24 protein-coding genes and 2 pseudogenes are annotated in these 25,105 nt (G+C 38.7%); 12 read left to right on the top strand and 14 right to left on the bottom strand.

What is annotated here, in order from left to right; all coding sequences use genetic code 11:
• Positions 1-114 precede the first annotated feature (114 nt).
• Both clpB and J1G47_RS04770 read left to right on the top strand, forming a co-directional pair.
• Positions 115-2,688 (top strand): ATP-dependent chaperone ClpB, encoded by a 2,574-nt coding sequence (gene clpB / locus J1G47_RS04775; protein WP_207326797.1) that lies wholly within the window; start codon positions 115-117, stop codon positions 2,686-2,688.
• Positions 2,689-2,805: 117 nt separating this feature from the next.
• Positions 2,806-3,468 (top strand): Bax inhibitor-1 family protein, encoded by a 663-nt coding sequence (locus tag J1G47_RS04770; protein ID WP_016528139.1) that lies wholly within the window; start codon positions 2,806-2,808, stop codon positions 3,466-3,468.
• Between the two features lie 67 nt (positions 3,469-3,535).
• On the opposite strand, the gene polA is transcribed toward J1G47_RS04770, so the two are convergent.
• From polA to zapB, 4 genes are all read right to left on the bottom strand, one after another.
• On the bottom strand, positions 3,536-6,400 hold the full coding sequence (gene polA / locus J1G47_RS04765; protein ID WP_160439020.1) for a DNA polymerase I: 2,865 nt from the start codon (positions 6,398-6,400) through the stop codon (positions 3,536-3,538).
• 146 nt (positions 6,401-6,546) lie between these two features.
• Complete coding sequence (gene hxpB, locus J1G47_RS04760) at positions 6,547-7,194, bottom strand: hexitol phosphatase HxpB (protein WP_207326796.1); 648 nt, start codon at positions 7,192-7,194, stop codon at positions 6,547-6,549.
• Positions 7,195-7,327: 133 nt separating this feature from the next.
• Positions 7,328-7,906: a thymidine kinase gene (locus J1G47_RS04755; protein WP_010785795.1), complete on the bottom strand. Its 579-nt coding sequence runs from the start codon at positions 7,904-7,906 to the stop codon at positions 7,328-7,330.
• A 60-nt stretch (positions 7,907-7,966) separates the two neighbouring features.
• Positions 7,967-8,185, bottom strand: coding sequence for a cell division protein ZapB (gene zapB / locus J1G47_RS04750; protein ID WP_005713860.1), 219 nt, complete (start codon positions 8,183-8,185; stop codon positions 7,967-7,969).
• 325 nt (positions 8,186-8,510) lie between these two features.
• On the opposite strand from zapB, the gene J1G47_RS04745 reads away from it, so the two are divergent.
• The gene (locus tag J1G47_RS04745) at positions 8,511-8,690 is read left to right on the top strand and encodes a hypothetical protein (protein WP_016528143.1); all 180 of its coding nucleotides are present in this window, start codon (positions 8,511-8,513) and stop codon (positions 8,688-8,690) included.
• A gap of 23 nt (positions 8,691-8,713) precedes the next feature.
• On the opposite strand, the gene efp is transcribed toward J1G47_RS04745, so the two are convergent.
• Positions 8,714-9,280 carry an elongation factor P gene (gene efp / locus J1G47_RS04740; RefSeq protein ID WP_010785797.1) on the bottom strand — a complete coding sequence of 189 codons (567 nt, stop codon included), beginning with the start codon at positions 9,278-9,280 and terminating at the stop codon, positions 8,714-8,716.
• Positions 9,281-9,446: 166 nt separating this feature from the next.
• Between efp and J1G47_RS04735 the strand changes: the two genes are divergently transcribed.
• Together J1G47_RS04735 and epmB are read left to right on the top strand one after the other, a co-directional pair.
• Positions 9,447-9,980 carry a hypothetical protein gene (locus J1G47_RS04735; RefSeq protein ID WP_207326795.1) on the top strand — a complete coding sequence of 178 codons (534 nt, stop codon included), beginning with the start codon at positions 9,447-9,449 and terminating at the stop codon, positions 9,978-9,980.
• Between the two features lie 23 nt (positions 9,981-10,003).
• Positions 10,004-11,017 carry an EF-P beta-lysylation protein EpmB gene (gene epmB / locus J1G47_RS04730; protein ID WP_207326794.1) on the top strand — a complete coding sequence of 338 codons (1,014 nt, stop codon included), beginning with the start codon at positions 10,004-10,006 and terminating at the stop codon, positions 11,015-11,017.
• A gap of 7 nt (positions 11,018-11,024) precedes the next feature.
• On the opposite strand, the gene nrdR is transcribed toward epmB, so the two are convergent.
• From nrdR to cmoA, 4 genes are all read right to left on the bottom strand, one after another.
• Positions 11,025-11,474: a transcriptional regulator NrdR gene (gene nrdR / locus J1G47_RS04725; RefSeq protein WP_010785800.1), complete on the bottom strand. Its 450-nt coding sequence runs from the start codon at positions 11,472-11,474 to the stop codon at positions 11,025-11,027.
• A complete protein-coding gene (locus J1G47_RS04720; RefSeq protein ID WP_010785801.1) occupies positions 11,474-11,752 on the bottom strand; it encodes a YcgL domain-containing protein in 279 nt (92 codons plus the stop codon). The genes nrdR and J1G47_RS04720 overlap by 1 nt, the downstream gene beginning before the upstream one ends.
• Before the next feature lies 1 nt (position 11,753).
• A complete protein-coding gene (locus tag J1G47_RS04715) occupies positions 11,754-13,202 on the bottom strand; it encodes a replicative DNA helicase (RefSeq protein ID WP_012621592.1) in 1,449 nt (482 codons plus the stop codon).
• 134 nt (positions 13,203-13,336) lie between these two features.
• The gene (gene cmoA / locus J1G47_RS04710) at positions 13,337-14,062 is read right to left on the bottom strand and encodes a carboxy-S-adenosyl-L-methionine synthase CmoA (protein WP_160441925.1); all 726 of its coding nucleotides are present in this window, start codon (positions 14,060-14,062) and stop codon (positions 13,337-13,339) included.
• 277 nt (positions 14,063-14,339) lie between these two features.
• Between cmoA and J1G47_RS04705 the strand changes: the two genes are divergently transcribed.
• Positions 14,340-15,110 carry an FNR family transcription factor gene (locus J1G47_RS04705; RefSeq protein ID WP_005711282.1) on the top strand — a complete coding sequence of 257 codons (771 nt, stop codon included), beginning with the start codon at positions 14,340-14,342 and terminating at the stop codon, positions 15,108-15,110.
• A 166-nt stretch (positions 15,111-15,276) separates the two neighbouring features.
• Here the strand turns inward: J1G47_RS04705 and J1G47_RS04700 are convergent, their stop codons facing one another.
• Complete coding sequence (locus tag J1G47_RS04700) at positions 15,277-16,317, bottom strand: ABC transporter substrate-binding protein (protein WP_160414732.1); 1,041 nt, start codon at positions 16,315-16,317, stop codon at positions 15,277-15,279.
• A gap of 125 nt (positions 16,318-16,442) precedes the next feature.
• Between J1G47_RS04700 and trmJ the strand changes: the two genes are divergently transcribed.
• Positions 16,443-17,171: a tRNA (cytosine(32)/uridine(32)-2'-O)-methyltransferase TrmJ gene (trmJ, locus tag J1G47_RS04695; RefSeq protein ID WP_038514222.1), complete on the top strand. Its 729-nt coding sequence runs from the start codon at positions 16,443-16,445 to the stop codon at positions 17,169-17,171.
• A gap of 75 nt (positions 17,172-17,246) precedes the next feature.
• Here the strand turns inward: trmJ and J1G47_RS04690 are convergent, their stop codons facing one another.
• On the bottom strand, positions 17,247-18,338 hold the full coding sequence (locus tag J1G47_RS04690) for a porin (RefSeq protein ID WP_207326793.1): 1,092 nt from the start codon (positions 18,336-18,338) through the stop codon (positions 17,247-17,249).
• 452 nt (positions 18,339-18,790) lie between these two features.
• Between J1G47_RS04690 and priC the strand changes: the two genes are divergently transcribed.
• Positions 18,791-19,288, top strand: a complete 498-nt coding sequence (priC, locus tag J1G47_RS04685) for a primosomal replication protein PriC (protein WP_005711274.1) — start codon at positions 18,791-18,793, stop codon at positions 19,286-19,288.
• Positions 19,289-19,453: 165 nt separating this feature from the next.
• Here priC and rpsI read toward each other — a convergent pair whose 3' ends face one another.
• Both rpsI and rplM read right to left on the bottom strand, forming a co-directional pair.
• Positions 19,454-19,849 carry a 30S ribosomal protein S9 gene (rpsI, locus tag J1G47_RS04680; RefSeq protein ID WP_005711273.1) on the bottom strand — a complete coding sequence of 132 codons (396 nt, stop codon included), beginning with the start codon at positions 19,847-19,849 and terminating at the stop codon, positions 19,454-19,456.
• Positions 19,850-19,864: 15 nt separating this feature from the next.
• Positions 19,865-20,293 (bottom strand): 50S ribosomal protein L13, encoded by a 429-nt coding sequence (gene rplM, locus J1G47_RS04675; RefSeq protein ID WP_010785807.1) that lies wholly within the window; start codon positions 20,291-20,293, stop codon positions 19,865-19,867.
• A 293-nt stretch (positions 20,294-20,586) separates the two neighbouring features.
• Here rplM and J1G47_RS04670 point away from each other — a divergent pair, with 293 nt between their 5' ends.
• The gene (locus J1G47_RS04670; RefSeq protein ID WP_012621588.1) at positions 20,587-20,979 is read left to right on the top strand and encodes a YhcB family protein; all 393 of its coding nucleotides are present in this window, start codon (positions 20,587-20,589) and stop codon (positions 20,977-20,979) included.
• A 179-nt stretch (positions 20,980-21,158) separates the two neighbouring features.
• Positions 21,159-21,878, top strand: a complete 720-nt coding sequence (bioD, locus tag J1G47_RS04665) for a dethiobiotin synthase (RefSeq protein ID WP_075620696.1) — start codon at positions 21,159-21,161, stop codon at positions 21,876-21,878.
• A gap of 163 nt (positions 21,879-22,041) precedes the next feature.
• Here the strand turns inward: bioD and J1G47_RS12095 are convergent.
• Positions 22,042-22,497, bottom strand: a pseudogene (locus J1G47_RS12095) (sodium/glutamate symporter); the annotation flags it as partial.
• Between J1G47_RS12095 and J1G47_RS04655 the strand changes: the two are divergent.
• Together J1G47_RS04655 and J1G47_RS04650 are read left to right on the top strand one after the other, a co-directional pair.
• A pseudogene (locus tag J1G47_RS04655) lies at positions 22,487-24,029 on the top strand (putative transporter). The pseudogenes J1G47_RS12095 and J1G47_RS04655 sit on opposite strands and share 11 nt — an antisense overlap.
• Positions 24,030-24,241: 212 nt before the next feature.
• Entirely contained in the window at positions 24,242-25,012 is a 771-nt protein-coding gene (locus J1G47_RS04650; RefSeq protein ID WP_035494280.1) for a hypothetical protein, read from the top strand.
• The last annotated feature ends 93 nt before the right edge of the window (positions 25,013-25,105 follow it).

Raw genomic sequence — 25,105 nt, 5'->3', positions numbered from 1 at the left:
GTGATCTCTTTCACATTTTCTCTTGAAATCCCCTTGACAATCCCAATTTATGGTTACGTCAAGCGAGAGTAATCTCGAAGTCAGAACATTAATAAACAGAATTTAGGGGAAACTATGAATATTGATAAATTTACCAGCAAATTCCAATCTGCAATTGCCGATGCACAATCTTTAGCCGTTGGCAAAGATAATCCTTATATTGAACCAGCACATTTAATGCTTGCGTTGTTAAAGCAAAATGATGGCTCAATCACACCGCTTGTTAGCAGTTTAAATGTGCAACCGAACCGTTTAAGCAGTGAACTTGATGGCATTATCAGCCGCTTGCCGCAGGTGCAAGGGGGCAATACCCAGCCGTCGCAACAACTTTTTCGTTTGTTAAATCAATGCGATAAATTGTCGCAACAGTTTGGTGATAGCTTTATTTCATCAGAGCTATTTGTGCTTGCGGCACTTGAAGATAATGGTGATCTAGGCAAGTTATTGAAAAACTTAGGTTTAACCAAAGAGAAGGTGACAGCCGCCATTCAACAAATTCGTGGAGGGGAGAGCGTGAATAATCAAAATGCAGAAGAAACGAGACAAGCGTTACAAAAATATACTATTGATTTAACTGAACGGGCTAAAGCAGGCAAACTTGATCCTGTGATCGGGCGTGATGAAGAGATCCGCCGTACGGTGCAAGTATTGCAACGCCGTACTAAAAATAACCCAGTGCTTATCGGTGAACCTGGTGTGGGGAAAACGGCGATTGTCGAAGGTTTAGCACAACGTATTGTCAATGGCGAAGTGCCTGAGGGTTTGAAGAACAAACGGGTATTGTCGTTGGATATGGGAGCGTTAATTGCAGGAGCAAAATACCGTGGTGAGTTTGAAGAACGTTTGAAAGCGGTATTAAATGAACTTGCCAAAGAAGAAGGGCAAGTGATCCTGTTTATTGATGAAATTCATACGATGGTTGGGGCAGGTAAAACCGATGGAGCGATGGACGCTGGTAACTTGTTGAAACCGTCCCTTGCCCGTGGTGAGTTGCACTGTGTCGGGGCGACAACCTTAGATGAATATCGTCAGTATATTGAAAAAGATGCAGCTCTGGAGCGTCGTTTCCAAAAAGTGTTGGTTGATGAACCAACGGTGGAAGACACCATTGCGATTTTGCGTGGTTTGAAAGAACGTTACGAAATTCACCATCACGTTCAAATTACCGACCCTGCGATTGTAGCGGCAGCAACTCTTTCGCACCGCTATATTTCAGATCGTCAGCTACCCGATAAAGCGATTGATTTAATTGATGAAGCGGCTTCCAGCTTGCGTATGGAAATCGACTCTAAACCAGAGCCGTTAGACAAACTTGAACGCCGTATTATTCAGTTGAAATTAGAGCGTCAAGCGTTGCAAAAAGAAGAAGACGAAGCTAGCCGTCAGCGTCTTGCAAAATTAGACGAGGATCTGACCGCTCGTGAACGTGAATATGCGGAGCTGGAAGAAGTATGGAAAGCAGAAAAATCCGCTCTGTTAGGCACGCAACACATTAAAACCGAGTTGGAAAATGCCCGAATTGAAATGGATCAGGCTCGCCGTGAGAATAACTTTGAGAAAATGTCGGAGTTGCAATACGGAAAAATCCCAGCCCTTGAAAAACAGTTACAAGAAGCGGTAAAACGTGAAGAAGAGGGCGGTGAAAATCATCTACTTCGCACCAAAGTGACCGATGAAGAAATTGCCGAAGTGCTTTCTAAAGCCACGGGTATCCCTGTATCCAAAATGATGGAAGGGGAAAAAGAGAAACTATTACGAATGGAAGAGGTGCTACATAAACGGGTCATCGGTCAAAGTGAAGCCGTTGATGCAGTGGCAAATGCGATCCGTCGTAGTCGTGCAGGCTTGTCTGATCCAAATCGCCCTATCGGTTCATTCCTATTCTTAGGGCCGACAGGCGTAGGGAAAACAGAGCTTTGCAAAACATTAGCCAACTTCCTATTTGACGACCAAGATGCGATGGTGCGGATCGATATGTCCGAATTTATGGAAAAACACAGCGTATCTCGCTTAGTTGGCGCACCTCCAGGATATGTCGGCTATGAAGAAGGCGGATATTTGACTGAAGCGGTTCGCCGTCGTCCATATTCCGTCGTATTGCTCGATGAAGTGGAAAAAGCTCACCCGGATGTGTTCAACATTTTATTGCAGGTGCTTGATGATGGTCGTTTAACTGACGGACAAGGTCGCACGGTGGATTTTCGCAACACTGTCGTCATTATGACATCAAACTTAGGTTCGCACTTAATTCAAGAGAATGCGGACAATATGAGTTACGATGAAATGAAAACTATCGTGATGAATGTGGTTGGACAACATTTCCGCCCTGAATTTATCAACCGTATTGATGAAACTGTGGTATTCCACCCATTAGATAAAGAAAATATCCGTGCGATTGCTAGAATTCAGCTTGAACGTTTAATTAAACGTATGGCGGAGCGTGGCTATGAAGTGACGGTGACAGATGCGGCAGTTGATCATATCGGCGAAGCAGGCTTTGACCCACTCTTTGGAGCAAGACCGCTCAAACGTGCAATTCAGCAAGAGCTTGAAAACACCTTAGCACAGCAAATTCTCTCAGGCAAATTGTTGCCGAATAGTCCTGTGACAGTGGATTATCGTGAGGGAAGGGTTGTGGCAGTTCAGTAAAAGAGTAAGGGCGTAGAGATACGCCCTTTGTTTTGTGAAATCCATTGACTTTTCTATGATTTCTCGCTAATTTGTGGGCGTTTTTAACACAAAAACTATTTATTTACAGGAGATTCTATGCAAGATCGTTTAGTCACTTCCGCAAGAAGTGAATCCCTTCTTAGCACACATAAAGTATTACGTAATACTTATTTCTTACTTGCGTTAACGCTTGTATTTTCGGCGGTAGTTGCATCTGTTACTATGGCACTTAATTTACCACGTTTACCTTGGTGGGGAATGTTAGTCGGTTTCTATGGCTTACTTTTCTTAACTAATGCAACGGCAAATAGTGCAGCAGGGTTAGCAAGTGTTTTTGCGTTAACGGGTTTCTTAGGTTATAGCTTGGGTCCAATTTTAAATGCATATATTAGTAACGGCTTAGGCGATGTGGTTGCATTAGCTTTAGGAGCGACTGCGTTGGTGTTCTTTGGCTGTTCTGCTTATGTATTAACTACCAAACGTGATATGTCTTTCTTATCGGGAATGATGATTGCATTGTTCGTGGTGTTATTAGTGGGTATTGTGGCAAATATCTTCTTAGCAATGCCCGCGTTAAGTTTAGCGATCAGTGCATTATTTGTAGTGTTCTCAACGGCTGCAATTTTATATTCAACTAGCAACATTATCCACGGCGGTGAAACAAACTATATCCGTGCAACCGTTGATTTATATGTGTCTATCTACAACCTATTTGTGAGCTTATTACAGCTTTTAGGAGTATTTAGTAGTGATGACTAAATAAATTTAGCTCATTGGATTCATTAAAAATAGTTATAAGGGGACGCTAATTTAGTCCCCTTTATTATCAATGCGCCTTATCCCAATTGCTTCCAACTCCAACTTCCGCAATCAATGGTACTTTAAGCTCAATTGCTTTTTCCATTTCGGCTTTAATCAGTTGGGTGTAATGCTCTACTCTGTCGGCTTTGACTTCAAAGACTAATTCATCGTGTACTTGCATAATCATTGCAATATCTTCACAGTTTCGCACCGCTTGATCGATCCCGATCATTGCCACTTTGATAATATCTGCCGCCGTGCCTTGCATTGGGGCGTTGATCGCAACACGTTCTGCCGCTTTGCGTCGCATTTGGTTGCTTGAGTTAATTTCAGGCAAATATAAACGGCGACCAAATAGGGTTTCGACATAGCCTTTTTCAGCGGCTTTTTCACGAATGTCTAACATAAACTGTTGCACCGCAGGATAACGCTGGAAGTAAAGTTCCATATATTTTTTCGCATCGGTACGAGAAATGCCCAGTTGATTTGCCAAGCCAAATTCAGACATTCCGTAAATCAAGCCGAAGTTAATCGCCTTGGCACTACGGCGTTGTTCACTGGTCACCGCTTCCAACGGCACGCCAAAAATTTCCGCCGCCGTAGAACGGTGAATATCTTTACCTTCGGCAAAGGCTTTGATCATATTTGCATCATTAGCAAGATGTGCCATTATGCGTAACTCAATTTGCGAATAGTCCGCCGCCAAAATCACATAGCCATCACGGGCAATAAAGGCTTGACGGATACGTCTGCCCTGCTCGTTGCGGATCGGAATATTTTGTAAATTCGGATCGCTTGATGAAAGTCGCCCTGTTGCCGTGACCGCTTGATGATATGAAGTATGCACACGTCCTGTTTGTGCATTAATCATCTGCGGTAGTTTATCGGTATAGGTCGATTTCAGCTTGCTCAAGCCACGATGTTCCATCAACAGCACAGGCACTTGGTGTCCCATTTGAGCCAGTTCTTCCAACACTTCTTCGTTGGTTGATGGCGCACCTTTCGGGGTTTTCTTTAAAATCGGTAAGCCGAGTTTGTTAAATAAAATCTCTTGCAGTTGCTTAGTGGAAGCAAGGTTAAACACTTCTCCTGCTTCTTGATGTACAAGGGTTTCAAGCTCTTTTAAACGCTGTTCAATCTCAACTGAATGTGCCAACAGTTTGGCAGGATCGATTAATACGCCGTTTCGTTCCACACGGGAAAGTACGCTCACCAACGGCATTTCGATTTGCTCAAACAGTTTCACCAATTCAGGCGTTTTTTGTAGTTCAGACCATAAGAGTTGATGTAATTTCATTGTAATTTCGGCATCTTCCCCTGCATATTCTGTTGCTTTATCCAGTTCAATTTGATCGAATGTAAGCTGATGTTTGCCCTTACCTGCCAACTCTTCAAAAGGAATAGTTTGATGTCCCAAATAACGCTCTGCCAAATTGTCCATATTGTGACGACCGGTGCTGTCTAGGGTGTAAGATTGCAACATCGTATCAAAGGCAACCCCTTGTAGCTCAATGCCGTTGCGAGCAAAAATTGTTAAATCGTATTTGATATTCTGCCCGATTTTGCGGATATTTGGGTTCTCTAAAATCGGTTTTAACTGTACCAAACAGTCCGCTTTGTTCAACTGGTTAGGCAGTAACGCTTCGACTTCATCGAGTTCTGCTTCACTTTCACCAAACAGATCCACTTGGGTCGGCTGTGTAATTTTGCCTTTATGCGCCAACGGAATGTAGCACGCTTCGCCATTTTCCAAGCCAAATGAAATCCCGACTAAATTTGCTTGCATTGCATCTAAATTATCCGTTTCGGTATCCACCGCCACAAGCTCTGCCATTTGCAATTTTGCCAGCCATTTGGTAAACAGCTCAGGGCTGTTCACGCAATCGTAAGCGGTGCGATCTATCGAAATTTTTACAAAAGGTGCAGATTTTTGTTCTGAACTGACCGCTTGTGTGGCTTGATAATTGTTCGGGATTTTCTCTGCCGATGTTTGTGTCACTGGGTTAGCATCATTCATCACTTCGTTCAGCCAGCGTTTAAATTCATAACGACCAAAGAGTTCTACCAGTTGATCTCGCTGTTGGGGTTGAGTAACAAGCTGATCGTAAGTGACATCAAGGGCAACATCGGTTTTGATTGTCGCTAACAGATAAGAGAGATCGGCTGTTTCTTTTTCTGCTTCCAATTTCGGTGCAAAGGTTTTTGCCCCACGAAATGATAACTCTGCAACTTTGTCTAAATTTGCATAAATCGCTTGCATTGAGCCAATACCTTGCAACAACGCAATCGCCGTTTTCTCACCAACACCTTTTACCCCTGGAATATTATCGGACGAGTCGCCCAATAAGGCTAAATAGTCGATAATCAACTCAGGCGGAATGCCATATTTTTCAATCACCCCTTCACGATCTAACAAGGTATTGTTCATCGTGTTAATCAGCATAATATGATCGTTTACCAGTTGAGCCATATCCTTATCGCCCGTACTGATTAAAACGTGCTTACCTGCTTGTGAAGCCTGCACTGCAAGCGTTCCAATTACATCATCAGCTTCCACCCCTTCAATCGACAACAGCGGAATACCCAATGCCTTAATTATTGCGTGTAACGGTTGGATCTGCGAACGAAGTTCATCGGGCATCGGCGGACGGTGAGACTTATACTGTTCAAACAGCTCATCACGGAAGGTTTTCCCTTTCGCATCAAACACGACAGCAATATGGCTTGGCTCAACCTGTGCAATCAGGCTTTTTAACATATTCAGCACCCCATACATCGCCCCTGTTGGCTCACCTTGTTTGTTAGTTAAAGGGGGAAATGCGTGGAATGCACGATATAAATAGGACGAACCGTCCACTAAAACGAGCAGATTTTTTGCAATTGTTGCCATTTGAATTCTCTTTGATCTAAATAATTTGGGCTATTATAGCGAAAGTGGGGGGATTAAAGAAAAAGTTTTGAGAAATTATGTCTATCCATATTTTTCCCCAAAACGCTCCCCATACAATAGGGGACTTTACGATTTACATCAAACCATTACGATTCTATTAACATCGGTAATTCTGACATACTCACTAATTTATAATCAGCCAAAGCCCAGCGAGGGTCGTCCCATTCCGATTTTGCAGGAATAACAACGGTTTTCATACTCGCTGCTTTACCTGAAATCATACCTAAAACCGAATCTTCTACGGCAAAACAGGCAGATGTTGGAACGCCAAGTTGTTTTGCTGCGTGTAAATATACAGCGGGGTGTGGCTTGTTGTACTCCAATTCCTCAGCAGAAGCTAAATAATCAAAATATTCAGCTATGCCACAGCTATCAACAATGCCTTGTAGCATATTTCTTGGCGAAGCCGAAGCAACTGCGATTTTAATCCCCCGTTGTTTTAAGGTAGATAAAACCTCTTTCACATTTGGCATTAATGGCTTCGCTTCAAGCACCTTTCCAACTACATATGCCATCAAATCTTCTATTAACTGAGTACGACTCTTTTCTTTTTCACCATATTTTTGTAGCACATAATCAACCAGCGTACCAACAGGCGACCCTGTAAGAGTCATCATTTCAGCTAAGGTTACAGGAAATTGATTTTTCTGAAAAAATTCAGTACTTGCTTGATACCAAATAGGTTGGGAATCAATTAACGTACCGTCCATATCAAAAATTACAGCTTCGCTCATTTTACATTCTTCCGTTATTAATTATTACAAGAGCTTCCCCTAAAACAAAGCAATCACTGTATCCTACATGCTTTTCACCTTTGAAATATAATTGGCAATTCATTCCTATTCAGATAAATAGATAGAAACTAAGTTATATCCCCAATTTTTCCTTATAATGCAAACGACATACAGAAAGATAGCTATCGTTTCCACCGATTTGAATTTGATCTCCATCTTTTACCGCTTCACCTTTCTCATTCATACGAATAACAAAGCCTGCTTTACGCCCACAATAACAGATGGTTTTGAGTTCTTCGAGCTGATCAGCCCAAGCGAGTAGATAGCGACTTCCCTCAAATAATTCAGACTGGAAATCGGTACGTAAGCCGTAACAAAGCACAGGGATTTTTAATTTATCGACCACTTCAGTCAGTTGATAAACCTGCTGCCTGGTAAGAAATTGTGCTTCATCAATAAGAATACAGTGCAATTTTTCATCGGCAATATAAGCGGCGATTTCATCAAATAAATTGCTATCATTTTTGAACAAGCGAGCGTCTTGTGAAATACCAATTCGAGAGGAGACTTTCCCTACGCCATAACGATCATCTATCGCCGCAGTATAAACAAGGGTGTTCATTCCTCGTTCTTGATAGTTATAAGATGATTGAAGTAAAGTTGTGGATTTCCCTGCATTCATCGCAGAGTAATAAAAATAGAGTTTAGCCATAATAAATGAAGTAATAAAAAACGGCTAATCAAAAGTATTAGCCGTTTATTCAAACAAAGATTAAACGTTGTCGATTTGCCCTAACAGAGAGCGTAAACGATCTTGGAAGTTTTGATGTTCAGTTTTTAATTGCTCGTGTTCTTGACGCAGAGTTTCATTTGCACGATTAGCTTCCTCGTTTTTACCTTTTAACTCTTCAACTTCTAATTGAAGTAATTGAATGGTTTCAACAGCCTGTTTAATTTTTTCTTCAAGTTGGTCTAAAATTGCGACTGACATAATATGTTCCTCTAGTGAGTAGTAATGAAAGTGTAAAGATTTTACCTTACTTAGAAGAAATTTTCATTATAAAGTTCGGGGTTATGGATAAAAAAGCACATTGTTAGACATAAACTTTTTGTAACTTTCTCAATTAGGGGTAGTATATGTCTATCAAAAATTAGATATTAGATTAGTGGTAAAGTAGCTTGTAGGGTGGGTCTTGACCCACCATATAATCGTAACATATTGATTTTATTGATGGATTAAAACCTACCCTACAATATTTAACCTATTAATATATGGTTTGTTAGCGGTCTAGTACCTAGTACGGAGATGAGATGAAATGAAAATTGAGAAGAAAAGTAATGAGGCAATTATTGAGCCAATTGAAGATAATTGGAATTGGTTAGATGAATTGGGAGAGCCAGATCCTACGTTTAATTATCAACATATCAAAGAATTTAAACCTGTACCATTATTAAATTACGAAGATTGGCTAGCTGAAGATAAAAAAATCCCCTAACAAATTGTCAGGGGATTGCGAGATTATTTCACGCGAGAAACATATTCGCCTGAACGGGTATCCACACGAATAACTTCGCCGATTTGAACGAAAAGTGGAACACGAACTACTGCACCTGTGCTTAATGTCGCAGGTTTACCACCTGTACCAGCGGTATCACCTTTTAAGCCTGGATCAGTTTCGATAACTTCTAATTCAACAAAGTTTGGTGGAGTAACGCCGATTGCAGAGCCATTCCATAATGTAATGATACATTCTGCTTGATCAACTAACCATTTATCGTTGTCGCCTAATGCTTTTGCATCTACAGAAATTTGTTCGAACGTTTCCGGGTGCATAAAGTACCAGAAATCTTCATCTTTATAAGAGTAAGTGTAGTTGTAATCTACAATATCAGCCGCTTCAACAGTTGAGCCCGATTTGAAGTTGATCTCTAATACTTTACCAGATATTAATTTACGGATTTTAGTACGGGTAAATGCTTGACCTTTACCTGGTTTTACGAATTCGTTTTCAACGATAACGCAAGGTTCACCATCTTGGATAAATTTTAAACCTGGTTTGAAATCATTAGTGCTGTAACTAGCCATTGTGATCCTCAGAATTTAGATAAAAAGTAACGCCCAAAGGGCTAAGATATAAAAAGGCGTACATAATACACTAAAAATGGCAGGCAAAAAATTAAAATTTTTCTTAAGTATGGCGGATAAAGCCGTTTCAGGTATAATTCACCTTTTCAATCAATGAGGAAATAAAATGAAAAAAGCAGTGTTAATGGGCTTAGTTCTTGCCCTTAGCGTTTCAACCGTTCAGGCGAAAAAAGCAGGTAGAATGAAATTTTCTTCAAGCAAAAAAACACCCGCAACGGTTCAGCAATCTACAACACAACAAAAAGCTGATGCGGACTTTAATAATACGCCAAATCAAGCAATGCCAAATGCTGGTGCTGCTCAACAGGCGCAGGGCAACCGGTTAGGCAATTTTGTGACAGGGGCGGCGGCAGGTTACTTATTAAGTGAAGCACTTTCCCCAACGGAAGCACAGGCTCAAACACCAGCAACCAATCCAACGGAACAATTAACCAAACAGGTACAACAAGCACCAGCCGTGCCAACCTTTAAAGCAATCGATCCGCAAAACGACCCTTACCTTATTGAGAAAACACCGGGTTATTTGCGTTACTGCTTAAATGGTGTGCAATATATGGTAGGAACCAACAATAGCCAATTACCACCGACATTGATGGTAGATAAAACCAACGCACCAATGCAGTGTGTGATTAGCCAGTAATTTCATCAGCAAAAGGGGCAAATTTGAACATCTCATTTTACGACGCACCAACGAAAGCTCAATGGCTACAAGATCTGGCTGAATCCTTTAATCGACCAGAAGATTTATTGAATTACCTTGAGCTAAACATTGCAGATTTTGAGCAAGATCTTACCGCTCGTAAACTGTTTGCGTTAAGAGTGCCACGCCCCTTTGCCGAAAAAATGAAAAAGGGGGATCGGGCAGATCCCCTTTTTTTACAAGCGATCACATTACAAGAAGAATTTACCAATGTTGATGGCTTTGTCCAAGACCCACTGGAAGAACAGCATTCGCCAGCCCCTAACATTTTGCATAAATATCATAACCGCTTGTTATTTATGGTAAAAAATAGCTGTGCGATTAACTGTCGCTACTGTTTCCGTCGCCACTTTCCCTATGATGAAGTCAAAAGTGGCAAAGCAACGTGGCAGAAAAGCCTCGACTATATAAAAGCACATTCCGAAGTGGAAGAAGTGATCTTATCAGGGGGCGATCCCTTGATGGCAAAAGACCACGAAATTGACTGGATTTTTACCCAACTAGAGCAGATTTCCCATATCAACACTGTGCGTATTCACAGCCGTTTACCTGTGGTTATTCCCAACCGTATTACAGACGAATTATGTGAACGGCTATCACAAAGTCGTTTGAAGGTCGTGTTAGTGACGCATATCAATCACGCCAACGAAATAGATGACATTTTTGCGGAAAAAATGCAGAAGCTAAAGCAAAGCAATGTTGTGTTGCTCAACCAATCTGTCTTGCTCAAAGGGATCAACGACAACGCCCAAACACTCAAAGCCTTGAGTGACAAATTATTTCGCTACGGCATTTTACCCTATTATTTGCACCTATTAGACAAAGTAGCAGGAGCGAGCCATTTTTATATTGAAGACAGCAGAGCCTTTGAAATTTATCGTGAATTGCAACGCATTACATCGGGTTACTTAGTGCCGAAATTAGCACGAGAAATGGCGAAAGAGCCGAATAAGACATTGATGGGTGTCTCTGCTTAATTGATATTCAGTTCCTTAATCGCTCAATCTCTTTACTAAATTCTTCTACATCATCAAAACTTAAATAAACTGACGCAAATCGAATATAAGCGACTTTATCTAAGGACTTTAATTCACCTAACACCAAGTCTCCGACAAATTTACTAGCAACTTCCCTTTCCCCTGTGGCTTGAAGTTGTAACACAATGCGGTGGATCGCTTGCTCAACATCGTCCGTGCTGACGGGGCGTTTTTCTAATGCACGAGATAAACTGGTTCTTAATTTACGTTCATCAAAAGGTTCTCGGCTACCATTATTTTTAACAATATGCGGAATGAGTAATTCAGCACTTTCAAAGGTTGTAAAACGTTCTTTACAGACTGGGCATTCTCGTCTACGACGAATTTGGTAGCCATCTGCTGTTAAACGTGAATCTACAACTTTGGTATCATCAGTGGCACAAAACGGGCAACGCATTATTTTAACCCTTTTTGTCTTGCTACAAATTCAGCGTGTAAGTTTTCAGGGGGCGGAGGCATCTGCAAATAGAACCCTTCTTTTTGGATTTTTTGCAAAACTTCTTGATTATCTACCCGCTTAAGCTGTTTCTCACCTGCTAAATTAAACAACATTACAAACTCAGGTTTACCAAAAATTTGACGAAGTTCTAGAGGTACCGCCTCAAATTTATCCCGTTTTTCCACATAAAGATACATTCCTTCTTTTTTAGGGCTTTTATAAATTGCACATAACATCTTATTCGTCCTCTAGTCTATAGCTGCCTTCGTAATTGGTGAAACGTGAATATTGTCCTTGGAAGCCTAACGGCACTCGTCCGATTGGACCATTACGCTGTTTACCAATGATGATCTCCGCCATTCCTTTTGTATCTGGATTATCGTGATAAACCTCATCACGATAAATAAACATAATTAAATCCGCATCTTGTTCAATCGATCCCGATTCGCGTAAATCCGAGTTTACAGGGCGTTTATCTGAACGTTGTTCTAAACTACGGTTGAGCTGAGAAAGTGCCACTACCGGTACTTGTAACTCTTTAGCTAAGGCTTTCAGTGAGCGAGAAATTTCTGCAATTTCAAGGGTTCGGTTATCCGCAAATCCAGGAGCGCGCATTAATTGTAGATAGTCCACCATAATTAAACTTAATCCACCGTTTTCCTTGTACACACGTCTCGCGCGTGAACGTAATTCCGTTGGGGTTAAACCTGAACTATCATCAATATAAATATTACCTCTGGATTGCAACACTCCCACTGTACTACCAACCCTAGACATTTCCTCATCATCTAGTTGCCCTGTACGAATACGCGTTTGATCGACCGTTGAAAGCGAAGCAAACATACGCATCATAATTTGATCTGCTGGCATCTCAAGGCTGAAAATCAGCACAGGCTTATTCGGTTGCTTAACTTTATTGCCATTCTCATCTTCGACCTCAACATCTCCCATTGCTGCATTTTCACACAAATTCATCGCAAATGTTGTTTTTCCCATTGATGGACGGGCAGCGACAATGATTAAATCTGAAGGTTGAAGTCCTGCTGTTTTTCGGTCTAAGGCGGCAAAACCTGTTGATACACCTGTTACACCGCTATTATTTTGAGAACGAGAGAGTAATTCTATGCGAGCTAAGGTTTCCATCAAAATATCATCAATTTTTTTCGGCCCTTCGTCAGTTGCAGTTCGCATTTCTGCAATATGAAAAACGGATCTCTCCGCTTCATCTAATACTTCTTTAACTGTCAATCCCTTAGGGTTATAGCTGATTTCTGCGATTTTATTACCCGCCGCAATCAATTCACGACGAATAGCCCGTTCACTGACAATCTCCGCATAAACTAAAATATTCGCCGCACTTGGGGTATTTTTAGACAATTCAGCAAGATAGGCAAAACCACCCACATCTTGCAATATGCCTTTATTCTTAAGCACCTGATCAAGCGTGATAATATCAATAGGCTGATTATTGCGAGATAGTGAAACCATTTCTTCAAAAATCAGACGATGCGCGTGATTGTAAAAATCGGTACTCTGAACACGCTCAGCAACGCTGTCCCAGTACTCGTTACTCAGCATTATCCCACCCAATACCGCTTGCTCTGCTTCAATTGAGTGAGGGGCAATGTTTATCTGTTCAATCTGTTTATCTTTTTGAGGATCTTTATTTTTTTGATATTCAGCCATTGATGAAACTCTTTTCAGGGAAATGATAAAAGGTAGTTTACCGAATTTGCCAAAAATTTTCAGCTGGTTTAGCCCGTACAAAAATAGCGAGACACAAAATTTGTTGATAATCTGCTTCAACTACACTAATTTCATTATTTAATAGTAATCATAGAACCAAAGTTAAAGCACTGAAACCACAGATCTACTTGTGAAAAACCTGCTTCTTTTAGGCGTGCTTTATGTGTATCAATACTATCTGTCCGCATCACATTCTCAAGGGCTGTACGCTTTTGGCTTACTTCAAGCTCACTATAGCCATTTGCACGTTTAAACGTGTGGTGCAAATCAATAAGAAGTTCATTTATTGTGTTATCTTCAAAAGTAAATTTTTCCGATAACACCAACACACCATTTGGATTTAACCCCTGATAAATTTTACGTAAAAGAGCAAGCCTGTCTTCTCTTGGCAAAAATTGCAACGTGAAATTTAGGACAACCATTGATGCATTTTTAATCTCAATATGACGAATATCATCACATAAAATTTCCACAGGAATATCCGAATGATAGGCTTCCAAATGACGACGGCAGCGTTCTACCATAGGTTCAGAATTATCCACACCAATAATTCTTACTCCAGCTTTTTCCACATTACGCCGAATCGATAAAATCCCAGCCCCACGAGAACAACCTAAATCATAGACATTTGACTGATCAGTCACAAAACGAGAAGCAAGCATACCAATCGCTGTAATGATATTAGAATAACCCGGCACAGAACGTTGAATCATATCTGGAAAAACCTCCGCAACAGATTCATCAAAAGTGAAATCCCCTAATTTCTCAATAGGGGCTGAAAATAGAGCATCTTTAGACATAAACAATATTATTGATAATAAATGGTGTATTCTACTCGCAATTTATAAAGATTGTAGAAAATAATTTATTTAGCAACATTCCTAATTTAGTGAATACGTATAAGTACGATATAAAAATGCGCAAATCAGGATAAATAACATCACAATAATTTGAATTAATCTCTTTTTAGTCAATTTCTCTGCCGCCATTTTCACTCCAAATCTAAATAAATCTTGTTCATTATTCCCTAAAAAAATGTTAAAATTTGCCTTAAATCAAATTTTAGGATGGTTTCGTATGAAAATTGTATCTGATTTTAAAGCAAATGGAAGAACAGCCTGCACAATTCACTGTCAAAATTGCAGTATTAGTCAATTATGTTTACCTTTTACTCTCAATGAACATGAATTAACTCAATTAGATAATATCATTGAACGTAAGAAACCTGTGCAAAAATCACAAATCATCTTTCAGTCAGGTGATGAACTCAAGTCTATCTACGCAATCCGTTCAGGTACAATTAAAAGCTATACCATCAGTGAAAATGGTGAAGAGCAAATCACCGCTTTCCATTTACCGGGCGATTTAGTTGGCTTTGATGCGATTATGGATATGAAACATATCGGTTTTGCTCAGGCTCTTGAAACGTCGATGATCTGCGAAATTCCTTTTGATATTTTAGATGATTTAGCTGGCAAAATGCCAAAAATCCGCTATCAGATTATGCGTTTGATGAGTCATGAAATCAAAAGCGATCAAGAGATGATTTTGTTGCTTTCTAAAATGAGTGCGGAAGAAAAACTTGCGGCGTTTATTTACAATCTTTCACAACGTTATGCCGCACGCGGTTTTTCAGCAAGAGAATTTCGCTTAACAATGACCCGTGGTGATATTGGAAATTACTTAGGTTTAACCATTGAAACTATCAGTCGCTTGCTTGGTCGATTCCAGAAAAATGGCATCATAACGGTACAAGGTAAATATATTACCATTAATCATATGGATGAATTAAGTGAAATGGCTGGTGTTACAAAACCTAAACTGTCCCATTGCAATCCAAACTTATAATTCTTTACATACTACTTATCTTGACGTTCTCCCCGTACCTTACGGACAGGGCTGAAAAAATACTCTTCTATCTTAAAAAGATAATTTATGCCCTAGTCTCCGATCTATGAGAATGAATACTAGGGCTCATCTCTAATGAAAATATCCCTTCCTTCTATAAAGAAGATCAATTCGATAATTTGATATTAAAGAGCCATTTGTCTACCAAACGCTTCCCTTCCTCGCTTGAACCAAAACGGGCATAATCCACATCAACCAATTTCACCCCATCTAATTTAGGTGATTGTGGAGCAACTTCCGCTTTCACATTGGTTGGTGTTTGATAAAGTCCGTGGTCACGCCAAGGAATTTCTTGAACCTCTTTAGACAGAACCCAATCCATAAACAATTTCGCATTATCAAGGTTTCTCGCACCTTTAATAATACTTGCAGCCCCTAAAGCATAACCTACCCCATCTTTAGGTAACACATAATCAACTGGTGCACCTTTCTCTTTTTCTGAAGCATAGCCGTGAGCAAAGCCAACTGTCACAGCACTCTCTCCACGAGAAAGGTTCGAGGTCACTAAGGTACTTTTCACATATTGAGAAATGTTGCCATCTAATTTTTTCAAGTACTCAAAGGCTTTTTCCTCGCCCATTAACTGAATAAGCGTAATCATCGTCGTGTACATTGTTCCTGAAGTGCGAGGATCAGCTAATTGCACTTCGCCTTTTAAGCGAGGATCAAGCAAATCTGCCCATTTTTTCGGAGCATCAATCCCTAACTGCTTTAATTTTTCGGTGTTAATACCAAAACCAAGCACCATCAAATACGCAATCGAGGTATATTTACCTGCTTCGCTCTCTTGCAATGCTTTAAATTGAGGTAAAACCTCCGCTTGTAAAGGTGAACGATAGGCTTCTAATAGCCCCATCTGCCCTGCTTGGAAATGTGGCTCAATAGTGCCGCCATACCAAATATCCGCTTGCGGATTATCTTTTTCCGCTTTCAGCTTACCTAAAATTGTCCCTGTTCCACCGTGAATAAACTGAGTTTCCACATTATATTTTTGTGAAAAACGCTTCGTCAGATCTTCACACACCTTGTTTTGCACGCCACAATAAACGGTCAGCTTTCCTTCAGCCTGAGCATTAGAAGCTGCAAAGACTAATGGTGAAAGGAGAAAAAGGCTTGAAAACCATTTTTTTAATTGCAATTTTTTCATTTGTTCCACATTCCTAAGTTAAAAAAGAATCTTAATTGTAACATTTACGCTACATAAAGCAAGAATAAGCGGTTTGATTTTATGCTAAAATGGCATAACACTATCCTATTATATTGATATAAAAAATGTTACTTAATCAAATTCAAATAATCCTGATCGAAACCTCTCACAGCGGTAATATCGGCTCAGCTGCACGAGCAATGAAAACGATGGGACTAAGCCGGCTAAGGCTTGTCGCCCCAAAACAAGCGATTGACGAACAAGCAATAGCCCTTGCCGCAGGGGCAAAAGATGTATTGGATAATGTGCAAATTTATCCAGATTTCGACAGTGCAATCGCAGATTGCCAGCTTGTTATTGGCACAAGTGCCAGATTACGCCATCTACAAAATTCACTGGTCGAACCACGTCAATGTGGTAAATTAGCTATTCAACGTGCTGAACAGGGTAAAGTAGCGATTGTATTTGGACGAGAACGGGTGGGCTTAACCAATGAAGAATTATTAAAATGCCATTATCACTTAAACTTTCCAACCAACCCCGACTATGGCTCGTTAAATCTTGCAATGGCGGTACAACTCGCCTGTTATGAACTCCGAATGGCTTGGCTAGATTTGCAAGAAAAAACCGATATTCAACCGCTTGCAGAATACCCGACATCAGAAGCCTTAGAACATTTCTTTGCCCATACCGAACGTTTATATAAAGAACTTGGCTTTATTCGCAACGAAGCAGTTATGCTGAAACTACGCCGGTTATATCAACGAGCCGAATTGGAAACCAACGAATTAAATTTATTAAGAGGAATGTTAACTGCAGTAGAAAAGTACTCGCTAAAGCAGAAAAATGACTAATAATAAAGGGATAAGAAATTACATCTCTTATCCCTTAAATCATAGCTAATTAACTATAGTACCTAACTATCTAGATTACCATAATACACGTAAACCAACACCAAGTGCTTGGTCAGTAACTTTTTTGTTATTACTGTCTTTGTTCTTGATTAAACGACCTTCAACAAAGGTAACAACTTGTTTATGTAATTTATAGTCTGCACCTAACATGAATTGATGAGCTGTTGCTTTGTAAGCTTTATCTTTGTAAGTACCATAAGAGTAGTTTCCATACACGCCAGATTTTGGAGTAACATCAAATCTTGCACCAGTTCTTACGAAGTCAATTTTCTCTTTAACATTATCTGTTTTTAGAACACCATGACCACCATCAACAGCTACAGTAAATGGAGCGTTGACATATTTAAGACCAAAGTATACACCATCTTTGTCTTTCTTATTAAATGACACAGATCCAGAAGATCCAGATTTATAGTCATCATGAGTATAACCTGCTGCCACAGTTACAGATTGACTTTCTGCAATCTTAGCTGTGTATTCAGCACCTAAACCAAAGCCAGATTTAGCAGAATCTACTTTTACTTCTCCCTTATTATTACGCTCATTTGCAACATTATAGTTAGCACCTAACGTCAAACCTTCAATGCCTGTATAGGTATAGTTAATTGCTGAATCAGAAGAGTCAGTAAGGATATCAAAACCTTTTTTGTTTGTGTTGTTTGCTGAATATTTAATTCCACCAGTACCAACACCGTATACTTTATCAAAATCAGCTTGACCAATGCTATCACCGATTACAGCTTGTTTACCAAAAGAAATTTCATGACCATAGCCACCTAAACCGACGTAAGCCTTTTCTGTTGTAACATCCCCCCATCCTGCATCATTTTTAGAATTACGGCCAAGGCGAGTCTCATAACGACCAAAACCGTAGAGATTCTCATTGATATTATGTTTGATAGAAATACCGAAACGAGAACCATTATTCTTTAAGTTAGTGTGACCACGTGTTGAAGATTGACCTTTCTCTTTTGTGGCTTGTTCTTCTAAAAGAAGACGCAATTGACCATCAAAATCAACTTTTGTACCTTCATTTTCATAAACTGTTACAGCTGATGCTGATGCTGCAAATGCCGCTACTGCTAATGCTACTAGTGTTTTTTTCATAATGTTCACCTTAAGTTTTTAGTTTAGCTAAGATTACTCTTATTAAGGTATAAGAGTAACCGATCCATATCTGCCATTACCTTCCCATGTAAGTTTGGTAAATGCCGATTGCGTGCGTATGATTGCAAATTTGTAGAGTAGTGTCAATATCTTACATAAAAAAAAACAAAAAAACATTTTCTTTAAAATCAATAAGTTAATAAATCCCCACCCCAAAACAAGTATTCAGAGATAATTTTTTAAAATATTGCTCCTATTGCAATAAATCACATAACTATATGATTTAAAAATAAAAAACTCATAGCAAATAAAGATTTATAACCTTTTTTCTAAAAATGTGAGTTTCATCACATTTTTAGAAAAAAATAGAAAGATTATTTTTATCAAAAATAAATTTGAAAAGAGATGTACATACATTAAAATATCTATACGCTTAATACAGAGAATAAAAAATGGGTAATTTTACAGATACAATCATTACAAAATTAAACGACTTTTCTCCCATCTTGTCTCTGCAAATCTCTATCTATAGCCACTGCTTTAAACTTACTCATGGCTCCGTCAAAGAATTCATACAAGAAATACTAGAAACATGTTCACATATTGAGCAGTCAACTTCCCCTGAAATAACTGAAGTTTATACTCAACGTTTAATTGAACAATATGATGCTCTACAAAAAAGTATTCACCTCAAGGATAAAAAGTCAGATTCCCCTATTTTCTCTCAATATAAATTTACTAAGAGTATTCATACATTATCAAAGAAACAGAAGTTACATGAATACTATAAAGCGTTGCGTGCATTGAATGAAAAACTCTCATGGCTCATTGAACAAAATTACCATTACCCTGAGTATAGGCATATGCTCTCAATAAAGATACAAGAAACAGAGAATAGAAAACAAAAATGTTTAAAGGCGATTGAAGAATTGAGCTTTAATCAGGAATGACGGGAGAAGATTGACAATATATTGTTGCTAATCTTATCAATCTCTAGTAGTGTCTAAACATAACACTATATCTATATATGCTATGCTCTAAACATATACATTATACTAAAAAGAGCCCATAGAAAATATCCTCTCTTAATAGAGAGGATATATAAAATTGTAATACTAACGTTTTGAGTATTGTGGACGACGACGTGCTTTGTGTAAACCCACTTTTTTACGTTCAACACGACGAGCATCACGGGTAACAAAGCCCGCAGCACGTAACGCTGGACGTAAAGTTTCGTCGTATTCGATCAATGCACGAGTAATACCGTGACGGATTGCACCTGCTTGACCAGAAATACCACCACCTTTAACAGTGATGTATAAGTCTAATTTATCTGTTAACTCAACTAATTCTAATGGTTGACGAACGATCATGCGAGCTGTTTCGCGACCGAAGTAAACTTCTAAAGAACGTTGGTTAATGGTGATGTTACCATTGCCCGGTTTGATAAATACACGAGCTGAAGAGCTTTTGCGGCGACCTGTGCCGTAGTTTTGATTTGCTGCTGTCATTTTTATGCTCCGTGATTAGATATCTAAAACTTGTGGTTGTTGTGCTGCGTGGTTGTGTTCGTTACCTGCATACACTTTTAATTTACGGAACATTGCACGACCTAATGGACCTTTTGGCAACATACCTTTAACCGCAATTTCAATCACTGCTTCTGGACGACGAGCAATCATTTCTTTGAAGGTTGCATCTTTAATGCCACCTACATAGCCAGTGTGCCAGTAGTAGATTTTATCAGTTTCTTTTTTGCCTGTTACCGCTACTTTTTCCGCATTGATAACGATGATGTAATCGCCTGTATCAACGTGTGGAGTGTACTCAGCCTTGTGTTTACCACGAAGACGATGTGCTAATTCAGTAGCTAAACGACCTAAAGTTTTACCTGTCGCATCTACTACATACCAGTCACGTTTAACTGTTTCTGGTTTTGCTACAAAAGTTTTCATTAATTAAATACCAAAATTTAAAGTTTAAACCCAATATCCTAATGGATATTACCTATTAATACGGTAGAATCTGACCCCTTCGAGTCTTATTCAGACCAAACTTATATGGCGGGAATACCATACAAAAACAGGGTGGCAGAATTATACAGATTTCCTTGAGAAAAATCTAACCATTTTTGATAAAAAATTTATTTTTGTGGATAGTTTCAAAAAATGAATTTCTTTTCCTTTTCATCCTGTAAATAACATGATAAAAATTAATGACATTTACTCAATCCACTTAAGGAGTGCATATGGAACAATGGTCAGGTAACGTGTGGACTGCAATTATTGCAGCATTTATTGTTGGTTGTATTATTAGCTATGTTGTTGTGAGAGCAACAAATAGTAATGTCAAAAAACAACTCAAGCTTGAAGCCGATTTAAAAGAAACTACCAAAAAATTGGACGAGCAAAAACAGCAATTAGAGCAACACTTTGAGCAATCTGCAACATTGCTTGCGACTCTTGCTGAAGACTATAAGAAACTCTATACCCATTTAGCAAAAGGTTCAGAATCATTATTACCATCCGATTCTGCAAAAATTGAGTTTTTCCAACAGCCTAAAATTGAAAATAAACCTCAAACAGATGAAGATCAACCTAAAGATTATTCGGAAGGCTCCTCTGGTTTACTAAAATCCTAGTATTCATATATTATTGAATTTAAGAGTAGGGAATCCCCTCTTAAATTCTCTTTAACTACATTTTTCTTAGAACATATTGTCTTTATTATCAGAAAATTTGATCGAAAACATTATATTAATTTTAATTTCAGATTAGAATTTGAAAAATTTTTTTAACTTATCATTAACAGGAAAATACAATGTCTTGTTTATTTATTACAGGCACAGATACAAATGTAGGAAAAACTATCGTTACAAGGGCTCTATTACAAACAATATCTAAATATGAAATTCCCATTGTCGGTTATAAGCCTATTGCGTGTGGTGGCGATGATTCTTTACCCACAGAACCCAATCAAGATGATTATGCCTGTGAAGACAATAGTGATGTCCTCATTATACAGAACAGCTGCCCTTTTCCTGTAAAATATAGAGAAATTAATAGCTATTCTTTTATCCATTCTAGTACGCCAGTATTTGCAGCGCTAGACGCAGTACGCCATATTTCTGTTAATAAACTGGATCACGATCTTCAACGTTTACACCGACAATATGCAAATGTTCTTGTTGAAGGCACTTATGGCTGGTTAACACCTATTAATAAAGACCTAAGTTTTGCTGATTGGGTTAAGAAAAATAGAATGCCAGTCGTACTTGTTGTGGGAATAAAAGAGGGTTGCATTAACCATGCACTTTTAACAGCGGATGCGATTCAACAGAGTGGGGTTAATCTTATCGGATGGATTGCAAATCGAGTAAATCCTGGGCTACGTCACTACGCTGAATTAATTGAACTCCTTAGCAAAAAAATCAATGCTCCATTACTAGGACAAATTCCTTATATTGGTTATCCTAGTAAAAAAGAACTATCTGAGTATATTCAGAACCCAGAGCCTCTATTAAGTTTTTTCCATAAATAATCTAATTGCTGGCTCTTTATTGGTAATAATAGACTAACAATCATGACTACAAAGGTTGCTATATAATTTTAGCAACCTCTCTGATTTCTATGCTATTTTAGCTAGTTAAATAATTCATAAATGCTGTAATTGCACCTAAGTTAACTACATCCACGAAGAATGCACCTGCAAGCCCATGTTTCTCTGCAAAAACCGTTGCCCAAGTTGCACCTGTGCCGTGTCCGCCAGTTAAAGTAATAGAACCTGTAATTAAACCAACAAGTGGATCAATACCAAGTAGCATAGCTAAACCAACGCCAACACCATTTTGAACAAGGATAAATATACTCACGATAACGAGGAAAATGACAAGTGGGATTCCACCTTGTTTCAAACGGGAAAAATCTGCGGATAAGCCGATAGATGAGAAGAAGGCCAACATGAAAGCTGTACGTAAAGAGCTTTCAAATTCAAAGGTAATTCCAGCGAATTTATATAGACAAAAAATGATACAAGCGATAAATGTCTTTTTAAACAGATATTTATTGTAGTTTTTTTGAGTTAGATCTGATTTTTTATATGTAAATTTTGGTAAAATTATAGCAATTTTATTTTTATGTGAGGCTTTTATGAGCGAAATTGCATTAACAGTGAGCCTATTATCCTTAGTTGCTGTCATTGGGCTATGGATAGGGCATATTAAGGTGCGGGGCGTAAGCCTTGGTATTGGCGGTGTGTTATTTGGTGGGATACTGGTTTCCCATTTTATGACGCAATATGGTGTCAAACTTGATGGTCATACCTTGCACTTTATTCAAGAGTTTGGTCTGATTCTCTTTGTCTATACCATTGGTATTCAAGTTGGTCCGGGTTTCTTTGCTTCATTACGCCAATCAGGATTAAAGCTCAATGCTTTTGCTGTGATGATTGTTGGGATAAGCGGTATTTTAGTGATTTTATTACACAAAATATTTGATGTTCCTCTTCCTGTGATATTGGGTATTTTCTCTGGTGCGGTAACTAATACACCATCATTAGGTGCTGGGCAACAAATCCTGACGGAATTAGGCGGTGAGTCCATTACAGCTGTGATGGGTATGGGGTACGCAATTGCCTATCCTTTCGGGATTATCGGGATTCTATTAGCGATGTGGCTTATCCGTATTATTTTTAAAATTAATGTGGATAAAGAAGCCGATGAGTTTGATTCTGCAACCAACAATAAAAAAGATGGATTAAGTACGATGAACGTTCGTATTACAAATCCAAATAGGCGATATTCTGCATCTTGTGGGAACAAAAACTGCGTTGCATAAAATGCAACTCATTCTTGGTGAAGAAGTGAATGTTTCACTTTCGACAAAAGGCACAATGTACCGCACAGAACGTGCTGTCGTTACCAATGAAAAAGTATTTGGGAAACAAATTCGCCAATTGATGTTAAAAGGGAAATACGATGTAGTGATTTCTCGCTTAAACCGTGCGGGGGTTGAGTTAGTTCCTAACGGGCAAATGACATTGCAATTTGGTGACGTGTTGAACTTGGTTGGTCGCCAAGAAGATATTGAGGCTGTGATGGCGATTATCGGTAACGCTCAACAAAAATTACAACAAGTACAAATGTTGCCTATCTTCATTGGGATTGGCTTAGGGGTGTTATTAGGCTCTATTCCAATTTATCTGCCAGGTTTCCCCGTTGCATTAAAATTAGGGTTAGCTGGCGGTCCTTTAGTCGTTGCATTAATTTTGGCAAGAATAGGAAGTATCAAAAAACTCTATTGGTTTATGCCGCCAAGTGCAAACTTAGCATTAAGAGAAATTGGTATCGTGCTTTTTCTTGCAGTTGTAGGTTGGAAAGCAGGCGGAAACTTCTTGAATACCTTATTAAGTAATGATGGTCTAGCGTGGATTGGCTATGGTGCAATAATTACTTTTATTCCATTAATTGTTACAGGGCTGGTTGCTCGTATTTATGGTAAATTAAATTATCTGAGCCTATGTGGATTGCTTGCAGGTTCAATGACGGATCCACCCGCTTTGGCATTTGCAAATGGTATTAAAGAGGGTAATGGTGCAGCAGCACTCTCTTATGCGACGGTATATCCATTAGTGATGTTTTGTCGAATTATCTTGCCTCAAATTCTCGCTATATTATTGTGGGTAGCTGGCTAATCGTAACTAAGCAATCTAGTTATTGACAGTTCAATAGACTAGATTGCTCAATTTCAATAAAACGCAATAAGTTTCCAACAATATTTAGGATCCATTCACGCCATTTTTATAGGATTATAATTTATTTTCTATGATAAATAATAGGATGTCTTAATCATGGATTTAACGTTATAATGAGAAATAAATCTGTTTTTTAATGGAAATACTACTTTATGTATCGCTTAACCTTTTTTTTGATATCTACTTTGCTGTTTAATTCCTCCCTCTCTGCCAAATGGCTAAAGATCAATGATGTAGACTATATCTGGGGACCATTTAAAATCTATAATATTTCATTATTCTCTGAAACTGGCAGTTATACTAATAGCACACGCCCATTAATGCTGACTCTAAAATATCAAAAGCCCGTTGAAGGGCGTGATTTTGCAATTTCTTTAGCTAGATCTTGGTCTAATTTAGGCATCACTCTGCAAAATCAAGATAATGTGGTTGATCGTTTGCGTAAAATTTTACCTAATATCAAGAAAGATGATTCTCTCAGTTACATTGCTTTAGAAGATAAAGGATATTTCATATTAAATAATATTGTTATTCCTGAAGAATTTAACAAAGAATTTAATGACGCTGTAGTAGCAATATGGCTAGATCCTCGTGTAGAAATTGGGCGTAAACTTGTCAATAAAGAAGAAAAAACCTTCATTGCAAACATCCCTAGAGTTTTAGAGACACAAAAACCACAAAATATAGAAAATAATATAGGAGTACATGAAGAATCAATAGATCCTGTGGTGGACTCAAGCAAAGTATCTAATGATATCAAACAGAACTTAGACTCTTCAATAATGCCTAGAGTACAAGATAAGCCTTTAACACAGTCAAATGAAGAGAATATGAAAGAAGCAGAAAAACCACTTGAAGATTCAGAAATTGATATTTCTCCTCCTTTAGATCCCATACCAGAAGGCAAATATCTAAATATATAGCTGATTATTAAAGTGTTTATAGCATTCATAATAAATCGACAATGCCGATTCAGAACTGGAAACTGGCGATGAATCGATTTATGATTGATTTTG

Source organism: Glaesserella parasuis, from assembly GCF_017352235.1.
GTDB lineage: Bacteria > Pseudomonadota > Gammaproteobacteria > Enterobacterales > Pasteurellaceae > Glaesserella > Glaesserella parasuis.
This window is presented reverse-complemented; position numbering and strand designations above follow the sequence as displayed.

What these genes read in the sequence shown, in the direction of transcription:
- clpB (WP_207326797.1), top strand. Translation starts at nt 115, where the DNA reads ATGAATATTGATAAATTTACCAGCAAATTCCAATCTGCAATTGCCGAT.
- J1G47_RS04770 (WP_016528139.1), top strand. Translation starts at nt 2,806, where the DNA reads ATGCAAGATCGTTTAGTCACTTCCGCAAGAAGTGAATCCCTTCTTAGC.
- polA (WP_160439020.1), bottom strand. Translation starts at nt 6,400, where the DNA reads ATGGCAACAATTGCAAAAAATCTGCTCGTTTTAGTGGACGGTTCGTCC.
- hxpB (WP_207326796.1), bottom strand. Translation starts at nt 7,194, where the DNA reads ATGAGCGAAGCTGTAATTTTTGATATGGACGGTACGTTAATTGATTCC.
- J1G47_RS04755 (WP_010785795.1), bottom strand. Translation starts at nt 7,906, where the DNA reads ATGGCTAAACTCTATTTTTATTACTCTGCGATGAATGCAGGGAAATCC.
- zapB (WP_005713860.1), bottom strand. Translation starts at nt 8,185, where the DNA reads ATGTCAGTCGCAATTTTAGACCAACTTGAAGAAAAAATTAAACAGGCT.
- J1G47_RS04745 (WP_016528143.1), top strand. Translation starts at nt 8,511, where the DNA reads ATGAAAATTGAGAAGAAAAGTAATGAGGCAATTATTGAGCCAATTGAA.
- efp (WP_010785797.1), bottom strand. Translation starts at nt 9,280, where the DNA reads ATGGCTAGTTACAGCACTAATGATTTCAAACCAGGTTTAAAATTTATC.
- J1G47_RS04735 (WP_207326795.1), top strand. Translation starts at nt 9,447, where the DNA reads ATGAAAAAAGCAGTGTTAATGGGCTTAGTTCTTGCCCTTAGCGTTTCA.
- nrdR (WP_010785800.1), bottom strand. Translation starts at nt 11,474, where the DNA reads ATGCGTTGCCCGTTTTGTGCCACTGATGATACCAAAGTTGTAGATTCA.
- J1G47_RS04720 (WP_010785801.1), bottom strand. Translation starts at nt 11,752, where the DNA reads ATGTTATGTGCAATTTATAAAAGCCCTAAAAAAGAAGGAATGTATCTT.
- J1G47_RS04715 (WP_012621592.1), bottom strand. Translation starts at nt 13,202, where the DNA reads ATGGCTGAATATCAAAAAAATAAAGATCCTCAAAAAGATAAACAGATT.
- cmoA (WP_160441925.1), bottom strand. Translation starts at nt 14,062, where the DNA reads ATGTCTAAAGATGCTCTATTTTCAGCCCCTATTGAGAAATTAGGGGAT.
- J1G47_RS04705 (WP_005711282.1), top strand. Translation starts at nt 14,340, where the DNA reads ATGAAAATTGTATCTGATTTTAAAGCAAATGGAAGAACAGCCTGCACA.
- J1G47_RS04700 (WP_160414732.1), bottom strand. Translation starts at nt 16,317, where the DNA reads ATGAAAAAATTGCAATTAAAAAAATGGTTTTCAAGCCTTTTTCTCCTT.
- trmJ (WP_038514222.1), top strand. Translation starts at nt 16,443, where the DNA reads ATGTTACTTAATCAAATTCAAATAATCCTGATCGAAACCTCTCACAGC.
- J1G47_RS04690 (WP_207326793.1), bottom strand. Translation starts at nt 18,338, where the DNA reads ATGAAAAAAACACTAGTAGCATTAGCAGTAGCGGCATTTGCAGCATCA.
- priC (WP_005711274.1), top strand. Translation starts at nt 18,791, where the DNA reads ATGGGTAATTTTACAGATACAATCATTACAAAATTAAACGACTTTTCT.
- rpsI (WP_005711273.1), bottom strand. Translation starts at nt 19,849, where the DNA reads ATGACAGCAGCAAATCAAAACTACGGCACAGGTCGCCGCAAAAGCTCT.
- rplM (WP_010785807.1), bottom strand. Translation starts at nt 20,293, where the DNA reads ATGAAAACTTTTGTAGCAAAACCAGAAACAGTTAAACGTGACTGGTAT.
- J1G47_RS04670 (WP_012621588.1), top strand. Translation starts at nt 20,587, where the DNA reads ATGGAACAATGGTCAGGTAACGTGTGGACTGCAATTATTGCAGCATTT.
- bioD (WP_075620696.1), top strand. Translation starts at nt 21,159, where the DNA reads ATGTCTTGTTTATTTATTACAGGCACAGATACAAATGTAGGAAAAACT.
- J1G47_RS04650 (WP_035494280.1), top strand. Translation starts at nt 24,242, where the DNA reads ATGTATCGCTTAACCTTTTTTTTGATATCTACTTTGCTGTTTAATTCC.